Below are 14,142 nucleotides of genomic sequence, written 5' to 3'. Positions count from 1 at the left end.
GACGGGGCACGGCCGGAGCGCCCCGCCTGCTCACCGTCGTGGGCGTGCCCGCGCCGGTCGATGCCGAGGGGCGCTCGCCGAGCGGCGACGCCGGCTACTGGCCCGCCATGAACCCCGGCCTCGTCGACGCGCTCGACGGCCCCGTCCTCGTCGAGAACGACGCGAACCTCGCCGCGCTCGCCGAGCGCGCCCACCTGGCCCTCTCCGGCGCCGACGCGGACCACCTCGCCGCCCTGCTCATGGGCGAGCGCTTCGGCGCCGGGCTCGTCATCGACGGGCGGCTCCTGCGCGGCGCCGACGGCGGCGCGGGCGAGATGCGCTTCCTCGAGACCGTGCTCGGCGACCCTCGCGGGGCCGACGGCGTCGCCGCCCTCGCCCGGCGGTGGGCGCTCGAGGCGCTCGAGGCCGGGGAGACCTCCGCCGCGCTCTCGGCCCTGCCCGCGCCGAGCTCGGCGCGAAGGACGTCTTCGCCGCCGCCCGCGACGGCGACAAGCTCGCCCGTGCCGTGCTCGAGCGCATCGGCGACCGCCTCGCCCGCATCGCCATGATCCTCTCGAGCCTGCTCGCCGTGGACACCGTCGTCGTCGCCGGCGCGATCGCCGAGTCCATCGACCCCGTCCTCGAGCATGCGCGCGAGGCGCCGCCCCGGATCGGGACCCCGCCCCTCCCGCAGCCTGCGCGCCAGCTCCCTCGGCCGCGACGTCGTCGTGCGCGGAGCGCTGGAGCTCGCCCTGACCCGCCTGCACGAGGACCCGCTGGCCCTCCTGGCCACGGAGCCCGTCCAGGACCCCCAACCACCGACCGAAGGGAACCGCACGTCATGACCGCAGCAAGCACCGCAGGCCGCGAGACCGCAGGAGGGGGCACGCCGACTCCGCGCCGGCGTGATCGGACTGGGCTGGGCCGGCCAGCGACACCTCGCCGCCTACGCCGCCGATCCGACCGTCGACCTCGTCGCCCTCTCCGCGATGGAGGAGCACCTGCTCGAGAGGTTCGGCGAGGAGCACCAGGTGCCCGGCCGCTACCGGGACTGGCGGGAGATGCTCGCCGAGGCGGAGCTCGACGTCGTCTCGATCGCGACCCCGACCTTCCTCCACGCCGAGATGACGATCGCGGCGCTCGAGGCGGGCGTGCACGTGCTCACCGAGAAGCCGATGGCCCAGACCGGCGAGGCCGCCGCCTCGATGGTCGAGGCGGCCCGTCGCGCCGGGCGCGTGCTCGAGGTGTCCTTCAACCACCGCCGACGCGGCGACGTCACCGCGCTGAAGACCGTGATCGACTCCGGCGTGCTGGGGGACATCTACTACGCCAAGACCGGCTGGATCCGCCGCCAGGGCATCCCCGGGCTCGGCACCTGGTTCACCAAGGCCGAGAGCGCCGGCGGCGGCGCGATGATGGACATCGGCATCCACATGCTCGACATGACCCTCCACCTCCTCGGCGAACCGTCCGTCACCGCCGCCTCCGCCATGACCCACGCGGAGTTCGGCCCCCGCGGCCGCGGCGGCTCCGGCTTCGGCGTCTCCCAGCTCGAGGACGGCGCCCCCTTCGAGGTCGAGGACCTCGCCACCGCCTTCCTGCGCCTGGACGGCGGGGCGACGATGCCGCTGGAGTCCAGCTGGGCGCAGTGGATCCCCGAGGATCTCTGCTACGTCACCCTCTACGGCGCCGACGGCGGGGCGACGATCGAGTGGGCCGGCGGTCCCGGCGACCACCGCATCACCGTGTGGACCGAGGTCAAGGGCATCCCCGCCGAGCTCAGTCCGCAGGTGGGCGAGGATCGGGGCCACGCGGGCGCCATCGCCGAGTTCCTGCAGGCGGTCCGCTCCGGCGACGTCGCCGCCCACGACGGCTCCCTGGCGCCGCGCCGCGCCCGGGTGATCGACGCCTGCTACGCCTCCGCCGCGGCGGGCCGGGAGGTCGAGGTCGAGGGCTGAGTGCACGGGGCGGGCCGGGGCGGTCTGGAGGCGCGCGTCCTTGGCGCCTTGGCCGCCCCCGGCGGTGATCACGCCCCGGTCGGCCCCGACGGTGCCTGGTCGTCCGCGAGTCCGTGGCCGAGGTCTGCCGCGAAGCGCGCGAGATAGCCGTCGAACCGGGCGAGGTCCTGGTCGGACCAGCCGGAGAAGGTCAGCTCGAGGATCTGCGAGGCGCGACCCAGGTACTTCTCGAGCGTCGCGCGTCCCTCGGCGCTGAGCGTGACGGTCGAGGCCCTGCGGTCGGCGGGGTCGGGTGAGCGGTCGACGAGCTCCCGCTCGCCGAGCGAGCGGATCTGCACGCTCATCGTCGAGCGGTCCACACCCTGCCACTGCGCGAGCTCGCCCATCCGCTGCGGAGGCGCTGTCGCGAGATGGGCGAGCAGATGCGTCTCGTTGCGGGAGAGGGACGTGCCGCTGTCGCGATGGAGGGTGCGCCGGGCCCAGCGCTCGATCGCCTGCACCGCCGCGCCCATGTGCGCGGCCAGGACGGTACGGTCCACGGGCGTGGGCGCGGGGGATGGGGCCCCCGGGATGACGGGTGCCGACGGCGCGGGCGCAGAAGGCGCGACCTCCGAGTGCACGGACACCGGCGGTGCGGACTCTGACGGCGAGGGTTCAGGTGTCGACGACGGCGGGACGACGGTGCTCACAATGCCCTCCCAGGTTTTCTTGAGATCTCAACAGGTTGGTTGGTACACTCAAAGTATAACGACGCGGACGACGCGGACGGAGCCGAGTGATCGGGTCGAGCAGGACCCGGCAGAGAGCTCGCCTCCCGGAATCGTTCACCGACACCACGAGGAGGACAGCATGGCCCAGAAGCCGCCCGAGAGCACCCAGCCCACCGAGTCCACGCAGGCCGCCCAGACGGCGCAGGCCCCCCAGACGGCGCAGGCGACGCAGACGCACGCCGCCGAGCGCGCCCGAACCCACCACGGACCCCTCGATGGCCACGCTCGCCACCTACCCCGACTACATGGGCGCCCAGGAGGCCGTCGATCTCCTGTCCGACAAGGGCTACGACGTCGCCGCGGTGCGGATCGTGGGTCACGGGCTCAAGAGCGTCGAGCTCGTGACCGGCCGCATGACCTGGGGCAAGGCTGCTCTGTACGGTGCGGGTGGCGGTGCCTGGTTAGGTCTGATGCTGGGACTGCTGCTGGCGATCTTCGTCCCGCTCGCGTTCGTCGGCCCCGTGCTGGGCGGCATCGTCTTCGGCGCCGTGTGGGGTGTCATCTTCGGCCTGATCGGCTTCGCCGCCACCGGCAACCGGCGCAACTTCCGTTCGCAGCGGATCACCCAGGCCACGAGCTACAGCGTGGAGGTGCCCAGCGTCCGCCTCGCGGCCGCGCGCGCAGATCCTCGCGGCCGGACGCTGAGTCGCCCTGGCGGCCCCGACGACGAGGAGCGCCCCCGACACCATGCGGTGTCGGGGGCGCTTCTCATCGGTTCCGGTGCCCGTCGGTGCTGGCGCTCAGCGGTGCCGGGGCCGCCGGGTCACTCGCCCTCGACGGGCGGGAGGACGTCGGGGTTCTCCTCGAGCCAGGCCTCCACGGCCTCGGCCTCCTTGCCCTCGCCGAACTCGTTGACGACCTTGTCCTCGAGCGAGCCGAACTGCTCGTCGGTCAGTGTCGCGCCCGCGATCCACTCGGCGGCGTCGGGGAAGTCCTCCTTGAAGCCGGTGCGGCCCAGGTGGTGCGGCGCCTCCGGCTCGCCGAAGGCGCCCTCGGGATCCTCGAGCGCCTTCATGTCGTAGGCCGGCATCGCCCAGAAGGGGGTCCACAGCGTGACGACGATGTCCTCCTCGGCGTCGATCGCGTTCTCGAGCTCCGTGATCATCGCGGTGGTGGAGGAGGTGACGAGCTCGTAGTCGTCGAGGCCGTAGCCCGGGATCACGCTCTCCTGGGTCGCCTTGGTCAGCCCGGCGCCCGGCTCGATGCCGACGATCCGGCCGCCGAAGCGGTCGGCCTGGCCTGCGAGCTCGTCGATCGAGGTGATGTCCACGTACTGCGGCACGGACAGGTTCAGGACCGCGCCCTCGTAGTAGGCGACCAGGTCCTCGATGTCGTCGCCGTACTCCTCCATGTAGGAGGCGTGGGTGACCTCGGGCCAGGCCGAGGGGAACATGTCCACATCGCCCTGGGCGAGACCCGCGTAGAGCACGCCGGCCTCGGCGATGGTCTCGTGCTCGACCGTGTAGCCCATGGCGGTCAGGCGGTTGTCGAGCAGGTAGGCGAGGGACAGCCCGTCGGTCCACGAGGGGATGTAGCCCAGCGTGATGGTGTCGCCGCCGCCCGAGCCGCCGTCGGAGCCTCCGCCGCTCTCGCCGTCACCGCCGCAGGCGGCGAGGCCGAGGCCCATCAGGCCGGCACCGCCGATCAGGGCGGAGCGTCGGGTGAGGGGGTTGGCGGCGGGGCGTCGTGCGCCGCGGGGGCTGAGGGGGAGTCGTCGGGTGCTCATGAGGGAGTTCCTTTCGTGGTGATCATCGGATCGTGGTGATCATCGGTCTGTGGGGGAAGCGGCCCGTCGCCGGGGACGGCCCGCCGACGGGTCAGATCCCGGTGGTCGCACGCCGCGCGATGGACCGCTGGATCAGGGCGAGCGCGGAGGTCGGATAGCCGGCGGGGTTGCCGATCGCCGCGGTGAGACGGTCGAGGTAGACGGCCAGGACCACCACGGCCAGACCGGCCTCGACACCGAGGGGCAGGTTCTGGGTGGAGATCGCCTGGACGACCTCCTTGCCCAGGCCGTCCGCGCCGACCATGCCGGCGACCACGGCCATCGACAGGGAGAGCATGATGACCTGGTTGACGCCCGCCATGATGGTCGGGATGGCCAGCGGCGGCTGGATGCCGCGGAGGATCTGGCCACGGGTCGCGCCGAAGGCCTCTCCGGCCTCGACGGTCTCCCCGTCGACCTGGCGGATGCCCAGCTCGGTCATGCGCACCCCGGGGGCGACGCGAAGATGATCGTGGCGAAGACGCCCGGGACCACGCCGATCGAGAAGAAGGTGACCGCCGGGATCAGGTAGACGAAGGCAGGCATCGTCTGCATGAAGTCCATGACCGGCTTCACGATCGCGCTGACCGTGCTGGAGACAGCCGCGAGGATGCCCAGCGGCACCGCGATCACGACCGCGAACACGGTCGCCACCAGCACCAGCGCCATGGTCTGCATCATCGTCTCCCACTGCTCCATCGAGATCACGACGGCGAAGCCGATCAGCGTCGCGAGCGAGAGCTTCCAGGAGCGGAACACGAAGGCGATCAGCGCGAAGACCACGACCATCACCAGCGCGGGCGCCAGCAGGAGCAGGTCGGTGAGGCCGCCGATCAGGAAGTCCATCACCATGGAGAAGAGGTCGAACAGCCAGGAGAGGTTCTCCTTGAGCCAGTCGATGCCGGCGTCGATCCAGTCGCCGATCGGGAGGCGGGGCATGAGGGCGTCGTCGGGGTTCATCGTGCGTCACCTCCGAGGCGATCGTCGGCGGTCGGGGCGTCCTGCGTGGTCGCTCCCGGGATGCCGGGAGCCTCCGGTCCGGGCGGCGGATCGACGACAGGGGAGGACGTCTCCCCCTCGCCGATCACGCCGAGCGCGGTCAGCAGGGTGACCCGGGGGATCACGCCGGCGAACCGGCCCTCGTCGTCGACGACGACGAGCGGCGCGTCGTCTTCGCGCGGACTTCCCGAACAGCTCCGCGACAGGCGTGTCGTGGCTGACCACCGCCATGTCGTGCACGTCGGACCAGGGCGACTCGTCCTGGCCGAGGCGCACCGCCTCGGCGACGTCGTCCTGCCAGATCACGCCGGCGGGGGTGCGGTCGCGCTCGAGCACCACGAGCCAGGGGTTCTGCGTCTCGCGCAGCGGCTTGTGGGCGGTGCGCGGACCCTGACCGATGCCGAGGGTCTCGCGCGGTCGCTCCATCACGGCGCCGGCCACGAGCACGCGGGTGCGGTCGACGTCCTGGATGAACTTCGCGACGTAGTCGTTGGCGGGCTCGTTGAGGATCTCCTCCGAGGACCCGATCTGCTCGATCCGGCCGTCGCGCATCATCGCGATCCGGTCGCCCAGGCGCATCGCCTCGTTGAGGTCATGGGTGATGAACAGGATCGTCTTCTCCAGGCGCTGCTGCAGGTCGACGAGCTGGTCCTGCATGTCGCGCCGGATCAGCGGGTCCAGGGCGGAGAACGCCTCGTCCATCAGCATCACGTCGGTGCCGGCGGCGAGGGCGCGGGCGAGGCCCACGCGCCGCTTCATGCCGCCGGAGAGGGAGGAGGGGCGGTAGGCGTCCCAGCCCTTCAGGCCGACCATCCCCAGCGCCTCCTTCGCCTTCTTCTCGCGATCGGAGCGGTTCATGCCGCTGATCTCGAGGCCGTAGGCGGCGTTCTCGCCGACGGTGCGATGGGGGAGGAGCGCGAAGTTCTGGAAGACCATGGAGATCCGGCGACGGCGCACGTCCCGCACCTGCGCGGGGGACATTTTCGAGAGGACCTCCTCGCCGATGCGGATCTCGCCGTCGGTGGCGGGTAGCAGTCCGTTGACCATGCGGATGAGGGTGGACTTCCCGGAGCCGGACAGGCCCATCACCACGAAGATCTCCCCGGGGTCGACGCTGAAGCTCGCATCGATCACGGCGGCGGTCAGGCCCTGCTCGCGCAGGTCCTCGCGCGAGCGTCCGCTGCGGAGCTCGCGCACTCCTCGCTCTGGGCGGGGGCCGAAGACCTTGTACAGGCCCTCGGCGGAGATCACAGGTGGCACAGGGGCTCCTTCGGTGGCGACATGACGTGCGCGATGCCGAGCGGGACGTGAGCGACTAAGGGCGCAGAGCGACAGAAGGCGCAGAGCGACAGGAGGCGCAGCGGGACCCGGGCGGCATCCGACGATCCATCACTCTAAGCCTCGACCGTGGGAAAAACTGCCTCGGAACAGGCATTTCAGGGCTCACGAAGGGGGCTCGGAGCGTCCGCGGGACGGAGGCGGCGGGGGTGAGGGGTCGAGGGGGGAAACGGTCTGGCCTGCAGGGATGCGCCTGCCGGACGGGACGACCGACGGCCGATCCGACTGTCCGACAATCGGGACATAACTATTCGGTCACGTCCTGCCCGGGCGGGGGCTCCCGCCCGTCGACGACCTGCGGAAGGGCGGTGACGGCGCGGGGCTGTCAGCTCCGTGGCGGGAGGGTCTCGGCGAGGAAGCCGAGGGTCTGCGCCAGGCGGCCTCGGCGGCGCCGGCGTGGTGCAGACCGGCGTGGGGGTTGTCGAAGGCGTGCCCCGCACCGTCGTGGAGCACGAAGCGCACCTGCTCGCGGGTGCCGTCGGCGGTGACGGCCTCGCGGATCTGCTCGACCTGCTGGAGCGGGATGAAGGCGTCGGCCGTGCCGAAGTGGTGCAGGCTCGGCACGTCCACCTGCGCGGCGCGGTCCAGCGGCGTCGGCGGCGCGGAGCCGTAGTAGCTGACCAGGGCCGAGACCGGACGGTCTTCGTCGGCGGCCGATGCGGCGGCGGAGAACGCGAGCCCGCCGCCGTAGCAGAAGCCCACCAGCCCCACCCGTTCGGAGTCGACCGCGCCGTGGGCGCGCGCCGCGCCGATCGCCGCGATCGCATCGGCCTCGGCCCGCTCCCAGGGTACGCGCGAGGTCAGCGCCATGCCCTCCTCGAGCCAGGACTGGAAGTCCTCGCCGTCCTCGATGCCGACGAGGGGCGGGTCCAGGCGGGCGAAGAGGCGCGGGGCGAGCACTGCGTAGCCGCGGGCGGCGAGATCCGCTCAGCGCTGCTGCATGTACGAGGAGAGTCCGAAGATCTCCTGCGGCACCACGAGGCCCGGCACGGGCTGATCGAGGTCCTCGGGCGACCAGAGCGGCCCGGGCAGATCGTCGGCGTCGGTGGGGATCTGAAGCGTCGTCGCACTCACGTCGCGACCCTACCCCGCTCTCGCCCGGCATGCCCGGGCCGTCGTGCCGCGGGCGTCTTGCGGGGCCCGGCGGGCTCAGGAGAGCAGGGCGAGGGCGTACACCGCGAAGAGCAGCAGGTGCACGGTGCCGTGCACCGCGGTCACGCGCGGAGCCGCCGCGGAGACGGCCGAGACCGCGAAGGTCACGCCGAGCAGCAGCAGGTTCACGGGCGACTCCGCCAGCACCACCGGGCCGCCGGTGGCGAGCCCGATGATCAGCACGGTCGGGATGGTCAGCGCCAGGGTCGAGACGAGCGCGCCGTGGCACAGGTTCACCACCCGCTGCATCTCCCCGCCGGCCGCCGCTCGGAGCGCGGTGAGCGTCTCGGGGGTGAACACGATCGCGGCGATCAGCACGCCGGACAGCGCGATCGGGGCGCCGAGCCGGTCCAGTCCCTCGTCGAGCAGTCCCGCCATGTCGTGGGAGAGCGGCACGATCGGCGACGGTCGCGACGAGCAGCGAGCACGCGCAGGCCCAGCTCCGCGCGGTGGCGAGAGAGCGTCGCGCCGATGCCGCGCGAGGAGTCCTCGGTGTCGGAGGCGTCCGCGGCGTCGGCGGGCTCCTCGGCGGACCCGTCGGCCGCAGGGAGCTCCACCTCCTGGAACTCGACCGCCTGCGCGCCGGTCTGGCGCCACAGGAAGACGGCGTACACGGCGACGGTCATCACCGCGATCGCGACGCCCTGGACGGGGGCGTAGGTGCCGTCCTCGCCGAGCACCGTCGGGACCGCGAAGGCCATCGCGCCGAGGCCGATCAGCGGCACCAGGTAGACGGAGGTGCCGGTCCGGTTCACGCGCATCGACTCGTGGCGGATGCCGCCGACCAGCAGGCAGAGACCGAGGACGAGGTTCATGATGATCATCGAGACCGCCATGACGGAGTCGCGGGCGATGGTCGCGTGATCGCCCGGGCCGAGCATCACCGCGGCGATCAGCACCACCTCGATCACCACGATCGACAGGGTGAGCACCAGGGTGCCGTAGGGGTCGCCGAGACGGTGCGCGAGGGCCTCCGCCTGCGCGACCACGCCGCCGGCGGCGATCACGATCACCGCGACGATCGCGGCGAGGGCTAGCGCGAGCGGCCGCCGAGGACAGCGCGCCCGGGGCGGGGAGAGCGAGATCAGCGCGGCGACGCCCGCCCAGCCGAGCGAGCAGTCGCGAGATCGCGCTGCGGTCGAGCACCGTGCGGACGAGGTCCCTCCCGGCGAGGGCGGGGCCCGGGGAGTCAGGGCCGGGGGAACCGGGGGCGTGCGGGGAGCCGTCGGGCTCGGGGGAGCGTTCGGGTGCGGCCGACGGGGACGCGGCGCGCGGCCGGCGGGTGTAGGACGAGGGGCTCATCGGATCTCCTGCGAGGCCGTCCTCGTGGTGCGTCCGCCGGCCGGGTCGTCCCGGCCGGGGCGCCGATCTGCCCTCGGCGCGCTCTCACCGTAACCCGTCGCGCCTGCCCGGGTCAGCTCGCGGTGAGCGGTCTGACCAGGGCGGGCGCGAGACGGGGCGGGGCGAGATGCGCCGGCGCTCAGACGTCGGTCGGGTCGCCGATGCCGACCAGCAGTCCCTGGTCGCCGTCGGCGAAGGCGCCGGGGGCGACGTGCGCCTGCCAGGAGTCGCCCTCGGCGGTGGCGGCCGTGCAGTCCGTCGTCCCGAACTCCTCGAAGTCCAGGCCGTCCTCGCAGGTCACCTCGGACCAGTCGGCCATGCCGGCCACCGGCAGGTAGGCGTTCTCGGAGGTGAGGGTCTGCAGGGTCGCGTCGGCGACCTCCTCCGCGCCGAGCGGCTCGGCCCCGAACATCGAGCCCTGGCCCAGGCCCGTCAGCATCACGTTCTCCTGGGTCAGCTCGCTCGCCTCCTCGGGGAGCTCGGTGCCGGTGGAGAACAGCACCGCGACCCGGTAGCCGTTCTCGAGGCCGTCCTCGTGCGGGACGGCGACCGTGCTGGCGACCCACTCCTGCGTCGGGGCGGTGTCGTCCGGGCTCGTCGGCCCGACGCGCCCGGCGCTCTGCCCCCTCTCGACCACGAGCTCGTCGGCGCACTCGGCGGTGCCGCCGAAGGGCTCCGCGAGGAGCGCGGCGAGGTCGTCGTTCGCAAGGGTCGGTGCGCCGTCCCCGGAGGTCTCGTCGATGCCGAGGTCCGTGACCAGGAGGATCCGGGTGCGCTCGCCTGCGGCGCCCGGATCCCCCTCCTCCTGGTCTCCCGCACCCTCGTCGTCCCCTGCCTCGTCCTGGTCGTCGGTCGCCTGGTCGTCCCCGGACTCGGCGTCGTCGCCGGACCCTGCATCGTCCGACGGTCGCTCGCCGCCGGACTGCTCCTCCGTCGCGGTGGCGGGCTCCTGGGCGCCGTCGTCCCCGGTCCCGGCCTCGTCCCCCGCGCCGCATGCGGTCAGGCCCAGCAGTGCCGTGCAGGCCGCGAGCGCCATCGCCGCGGCGCAGGCGACGGGTGGTCGTGGTGCGTGCGTCGAGGTGTCCCATCGGGGTCTCCGTCCCGGCCCTCCCCGGTGCGGCGGGTGCGCCGTCATGGGCCGGGGAGCGGTGGCCCGCGTCACACCCTGCCCAATGGTCAAGAGAGGGTCAAGTCCATACCATGAAAGGCTTGTGCCGGCGGTGTGGAGATCCTGTGGGGATCAGGGGGCGTGCAGGTCAGCGCCTCTCGCCGGGGCGCGGGTCGCCGTGCGACCGCCGGTACTCGTCGTCCTCCGCATCCTCGTCCCGGGTGAGCGCGTCGCCGCCCCCGCGCGCGCCCCAGCGGCCTCCGAGCCCGGCGCCGACGAGCACGCCGAGAACCGCGCCGATCCACAGGGTGTCGACGACCGCGAGCCCCGTCCCGATCCCGACCACGAACCCGAGGATCATCCCGAAGGGCGACCCAGGTGGCATCGAAGCGGCGGCGAGCAGGCGGGGCCATGGAACCTCTGTCGGGCGGAGCGAGCGGGACGGTCGGGGCGTGCGGCGCGCTCGCGGTGAGGCGCGACGCACGGCGGTCAGACCGACAGGGTAGTCCGCCGCGGACGCGGATAGCATCGGCCCGTGACCACGTCCTCCTCCTCTCCCACCGTCTTTGCAGGCCCTGCGCGCCCGCGCCGCCTCACCACCGAGGTGCTGGCCGGCGCCGTGACCACCCTCGCCCTGATCCCGGAGGTCATCTCCTTCTCGGTGATCGCGGGCGTGGACCCGAAGGTCAGCCTCATCGCCTCCGTCGTGCTCGCGATCTCGATGACCTTCCTCGGCGGACGCCCCGCGATGATCACCGCCGCCGCGGGCGCGGTCGCTCTCGTCGTCGCCCCGCTCGTGCACACCCACGGCGTCGAGTACCTGCTGCCCACCGTGATCCTCGCGGGCCTCGTCCAGGTCGCGTTCGGCGTGGTCGGGCTCGCGCGGATCATGCGCTTCATCCCCCGCTCGGTGATGATCGGCTTCGTCAACGCGCTGGGCATCCTGATCTTCACCGCGCGCTCCAGCACGTCCTGGATGTGCCCGCCGCGGTCTACCCGCTGTTCGCGCTCACTCTCGTCGTGGTGCTCGCCCTGCCGCGCCTGACGAAGGCCGTGCCCGCGCCGTTGGTCGCGATCGTGCTGGTCACCGCGATCGCGATGATCTTCCATCTCCGCGTCCCGACCGTCGGCGACCAGGGCGAGGTCTCCGGCGGCCTGCCCGGCCTCACCCCGCTCGAGGTGCCGCTGACGCTGGAGACGCCGCAGATCATCGCCCCGACCGCACTGTCCGTCGCCTTCGTCGGCCTGATGGAGACGCCGCTGACCGCGAAGCTCGTCGACGACATCACCGACACCCGCTCCTCGAAGAGCCGCGAGTCCTGGGCGCTCGGCATCTCCAACATTCTCGCCGGGTTCTGGGGCGGGATCGCCGGCTGCGCGATGATCGGCCAGACCGTCATGAACGTGAAGCTGGGTCGCGCCCGCACCCGCATCTCCACCTTCGTCGCCGGCGTGCTGCTGCTGATCCTGGTCACCGCGCTGTCGGACCTCATGGAGCAGATCCCGATGGCCGCGCTCGCTGCGGTGATGATGGTCGTCGCGGTCTCGACCGTGGACTTCCACAGCGTGCGCCCCGCGACCCTGCGCCGCATGCCGGTCTCCGAGACGCTCGTGATGGTCACGACCGTCGTGGTCGTGGTGATCACCCATAACCTCGCCCTCGGCGTCGCCGCCGGGGCGCTGCTCGCGGTCGCCCTGTTCGCCCGCCGCGTCGCGCACGTCACCCGCGTGGAGCGCACGACGGGGGCCGACGGGACGCGCTACACCGTGCACGGCCCGCTCTTCTTCGGCTCGAGCAACGACCTGGTCGAGCAGTTCGACTACGCCGCCGACGCCGAGCGCGGCCTCCCGGTCGCCGTCGACTTCACCGCGGCCCAGATCTGGGACGCCTCGACCGTCGCGGTGCTCGACTCGGTCCAGGCCAAGTACGTCGAGCACGGCCTCGAGGTCTCCTTCACCGGGCTCGATGACCGCTCGACCCTCTTCCACGGACGGCTGACGGGGACGCTGAACTAGCTCCGTGCGGCCGGGGCCCGAGCCTCGCGACCGGGCGCTCACCAGGTGATCGCCTCGTCGGCGCTCGGCCCGCCGAGCACGTCTTGCTTGCAGAAGGCGAGCACCGCCCGGTTCCACACCACGGCGTTCGACGGGGTGAGCACCCAGTGGTTCTCGCTGGTCAGCTGCAGGAAGCGGTGCGGCATGTCCTCCACCTCGCCGTCCCAGGTCGAGACCAGGTCCCACCACAGCCGCAGAGCCTCGGAGACCGGCACCCGGTAGTCGCGGTTGCCGTGCGTGATCAGCATCGGGGTGGTGATCGCGTCGACCTCGTGATGCGGGGAGAAGGCCCGGTACCAGTCCGGGTCCTCGTCCTCGTGGCCGTGCACGCGCATCTTCGAGGCCGCCGCATCGGTGGTGCGGTCTTCGCTGGGGCAGGGCCCACAGCCCGGCATGGGAGACGATCGCGTCGAAGCGATCGGTGTGCCCTGCGATCCAGTTCGCCATGAACCCGCCGAAGGACGCGCCGAGCATCGCGGTGCGCGTCCCGTCGAGCTCCGGCCGGTCGAGCACCGCGTCCAGCAGCGACTCGCACTCGTGGAACACGACGTCGGGCCGGCGCGGCCAGCCGCGGTTCAGCCCCGCGTCCCCGTAGCCGGTGGACATCGCCGGATCCGGCATCAATACCGCCCAGCCGGCCTCGACCGCGAACCACGGGCACCAGCGCCAGCTCCACGCGTTGTACGAGCCGTGCGGGCCGCCGTGGATCCACAGCATCACCGGCGCCGGCTCCGCGGCGCTCGCGCTCGCCGGGACGCACAGCCAGCCGCCCACCTCGATCCCGTCCACGTCCGTGCTCACCCACTCGAGGGTGCCGGGCGCGCCGCCGACCGCGCCCGGGGCGGGCGGCTCCGTGACCGTGCCGTCGGCCGCGATCCGCACCGGCCGCGGCGGGGTGCCGACGTCGCTGCGCGCGCGTGGACCGCCCCGGCCAGCTCTCCGCCCCCGCCGCCGGCCCGGTCGCCGCGGGGCGCGGGGGAGAGGGAGGAGAACACGCCGCCGTCGGCGAGGGTGAGGGCGGAGCCCGTCGTCGCGTCGACGGTGAGGACCGCGCCGGAGGAATGCAGATCCCCGGCGACCAGCAGGGTGGCCGCGTCGGACCACTCGAGGTCCGTCAGGGTCAGGTCGCCGAGCTCGGCGGTGACATGGCCGGTGCTGACGATGCCGCCGCCGGCATGGTCTCCGCCGTCCCGGCCGGCGACGGCCAGGGTGTGGATCTCGAGCCGGTCGTAGCTCGTGTCGGTCGGGGTGGACAGGGTCGAGCGCAGCAGGGCCAGGCGCGTCCCGTCGGGGAGAGAAGGAGGGGGAGGAGTACTGCGCCTCGTCGTCGGCCTCGAGCGGCACGGTGCGCTCGCCGGAGGCGACGTCGAGGAGCACGAGATCGCTGCGGGTCTCACCGCCCGCGACCCGCCGCGTCCAGGAGGTCGCGACCGTCTGCGCATCGGGGGAGAGGTCCGCCGAGGCCGAGGTCAGCGCGACGGTTCCGGCCCCCGGGGTGAGGTCGTCGAGCTTCCCGGCGGGGGAGACGAGCAGGAGATGCCGCTCCTGGTCGCCGATCTCGTGGTCCCACTGCCGGATCGGCATGCCGGTGTGCCAGATCGTGGTGCGCTTCGCGTCCTTGCGGGCGCTGCGTCGCTCGGCGTCGTCCTCGAGGGTGCCGCCGGGCAGGACCTGCGT

The 14,142-nt window shown here is 72.8% G+C and carries 13 protein-coding genes and 6 pseudogenes; 6 read left to right on the top strand and 13 right to left on the bottom strand.

Going from position 1 to position 14,142, the window contains the following annotated elements; genetic code table 11:
- Window positions 1-107: 107 nt before the first annotated feature.
- The 4 genes and pseudogenes from WKH84_RS08535 to WKH84_RS08520 all read left to right on the top strand — a co-directional run.
- A pseudogene (locus tag WKH84_RS08535) lies at window positions 108-257 on the top strand (ROK family protein); the annotation flags it as partial.
- A 125-nt stretch (window positions 258-382) separates the two neighbouring features.
- Window positions 383-547: pseudogene (locus tag WKH84_RS08530) on the top strand (ROK family protein); the annotation flags it as partial.
- 79 nt (window positions 548-626) lie between these two features.
- On the top strand, window positions 627-824 hold the full coding sequence (locus WKH84_RS08525) for a hypothetical protein (RefSeq protein ID WP_341856306.1): 198 nt from the start codon (window positions 627-629) through the stop codon (window positions 822-824).
- A 60-nt stretch (window positions 825-884) separates the two neighbouring features.
- On the top strand, window positions 885-1,937 hold the full coding sequence (locus WKH84_RS08520; RefSeq protein ID WP_341856305.1) for a Gfo/Idh/MocA family oxidoreductase: 1,053 nt from the start codon (window positions 885-887) through the stop codon (window positions 1,935-1,937).
- A gap of 68 nt (window positions 1,938-2,005) precedes the next feature.
- Here the strand turns inward: WKH84_RS08520 and WKH84_RS08515 are convergent, their stop codons facing one another.
- Entirely contained in the window at window positions 2,006-2,476 is a 471-nt protein-coding gene (locus tag WKH84_RS08515) for a MarR family winged helix-turn-helix transcriptional regulator (RefSeq protein WP_341856304.1), read from the bottom strand.
- Window positions 2,477-2,922: 446 nt separating this feature from the next.
- Between WKH84_RS08515 and WKH84_RS08510 the strand changes: the two are divergent.
- A pseudogene (locus tag WKH84_RS08510) lies at window positions 2,923-3,120 on the top strand (general stress protein); the annotation flags it as partial.
- Window positions 3,121-3,470: 350 nt separating this feature from the next.
- On the opposite strand, the gene WKH84_RS08505 reads toward WKH84_RS08510, so the two are convergent.
- The 9 genes and pseudogenes from WKH84_RS08505 to WKH84_RS08465 all read right to left on the bottom strand — a co-directional run bounded on the left by WKH84_RS08505 (window position 3,471) and on the right by WKH84_RS08465 (window position 10,771).
- Complete coding sequence (locus WKH84_RS08505; protein ID WP_341856303.1) at window positions 3,471-4,433, bottom strand: glycine betaine ABC transporter substrate-binding protein; 963 nt, start codon at window positions 4,431-4,433, stop codon at window positions 3,471-3,473.
- 91 nt (window positions 4,434-4,524) lie between these two features.
- Window positions 4,525-5,432: pseudogene (locus tag WKH84_RS08500) on the bottom strand (proline/glycine betaine ABC transporter permease).
- A 6-nt stretch (window positions 5,433-5,438) separates the two neighbouring features.
- Window positions 5,439-6,731 carry a betaine/proline/choline family ABC transporter ATP-binding protein gene (locus tag WKH84_RS08495; RefSeq protein ID WP_341856302.1) on the bottom strand — a complete coding sequence of 431 codons (1,293 nt, stop codon included), beginning with the start codon at window positions 6,729-6,731 and terminating at the stop codon, window positions 5,439-5,441.
- A 333-nt stretch (window positions 6,732-7,064) separates the two neighbouring features.
- Window positions 7,065-7,709: a dienelactone hydrolase family protein gene (locus WKH84_RS08490; RefSeq protein ID WP_341856301.1), complete on the bottom strand. Its 645-nt coding sequence runs from the start codon at window positions 7,707-7,709 to the stop codon at window positions 7,065-7,067.
- A gap of 27 nt (window positions 7,710-7,736) precedes the next feature.
- Window positions 7,737-7,883 carry a hypothetical protein gene (locus WKH84_RS08485; RefSeq protein WP_341856300.1) on the bottom strand — a complete coding sequence of 49 codons (147 nt, stop codon included), beginning with the start codon at window positions 7,881-7,883 and terminating at the stop codon, window positions 7,737-7,739.
- A 75-nt stretch (window positions 7,884-7,958) separates the two neighbouring features.
- Window positions 7,959-8,339 carry a hypothetical protein gene (locus tag WKH84_RS08480; RefSeq protein WP_341856299.1) on the bottom strand — a complete coding sequence of 127 codons (381 nt, stop codon included), beginning with the start codon at window positions 8,337-8,339 and terminating at the stop codon, window positions 7,959-7,961.
- Window positions 8,273-8,974, bottom strand: coding sequence for a hypothetical protein (locus WKH84_RS08475; RefSeq protein WP_341856298.1), 702 nt, complete (start codon window positions 8,972-8,974; stop codon window positions 8,273-8,275). The genes WKH84_RS08480 and WKH84_RS08475 overlap by 67 nt, the downstream gene beginning before the upstream one ends.
- Before the next feature lie 467 nt (window positions 8,975-9,441).
- The gene (locus WKH84_RS08470) at window positions 9,442-10,437 is read right to left on the bottom strand and encodes a hypothetical protein (RefSeq protein ID WP_341856297.1); all 996 of its coding nucleotides are present in this window, start codon (window positions 10,435-10,437) and stop codon (window positions 9,442-9,444) included.
- A 121-nt stretch (window positions 10,438-10,558) separates the two neighbouring features.
- Window positions 10,559-10,771 (bottom strand): hypothetical protein, encoded by a 213-nt coding sequence (locus WKH84_RS08465; RefSeq protein WP_341857078.1) that lies wholly within the window; start codon window positions 10,769-10,771, stop codon window positions 10,559-10,561.
- A gap of 174 nt (window positions 10,772-10,945) precedes the next feature.
- On the opposite strand from WKH84_RS08465, the pseudogene WKH84_RS08460 reads away from it, so the two are divergent.
- Window positions 10,946-12,426 (top strand): annotated as a pseudogene (locus WKH84_RS08460) (SulP family inorganic anion transporter).
- A gap of 38 nt (window positions 12,427-12,464) precedes the next feature.
- On the opposite strand, the gene WKH84_RS08455 reads toward WKH84_RS08460, so the two are convergent.
- The 3 genes and pseudogenes from WKH84_RS08455 to WKH84_RS08445 all read right to left on the bottom strand — a co-directional run bounded on the left by WKH84_RS08455 (window position 12,465) and on the right by WKH84_RS08445 (window position 13,862).
- Window positions 12,465-12,860 carry a prolyl oligopeptidase family serine peptidase gene (locus WKH84_RS08455; protein ID WP_341856296.1) on the bottom strand — a complete coding sequence of 132 codons (396 nt, stop codon included), beginning with the start codon at window positions 12,858-12,860 and terminating at the stop codon, window positions 12,465-12,467.
- Window positions 12,861-12,909: 49 nt separating this feature from the next.
- Window positions 12,910-13,086 (bottom strand): annotated as a pseudogene (locus WKH84_RS08450) (prolyl oligopeptidase family serine peptidase); the annotation flags it as partial.
- A 176-nt stretch (window positions 13,087-13,262) separates the two neighbouring features.
- Complete coding sequence (locus tag WKH84_RS08445) at window positions 13,263-13,862, bottom strand: hypothetical protein (protein ID WP_341856295.1); 600 nt, start codon at window positions 13,860-13,862, stop codon at window positions 13,263-13,265.
- Window positions 13,863-14,142 lie beyond the last annotated feature (280 nt).

This window comes from Brachybacterium sp. GPGPB12 (assembly GCF_038396325.1).
GTDB lineage: Bacteria > Actinomycetota > Actinomycetes > Actinomycetales > Dermabacteraceae > Brachybacterium > Brachybacterium conglomeratum.
Note: the sequence above shows the minus strand (reverse complement) of the source record. Positions and strands in the feature narration are given on the sequence as shown.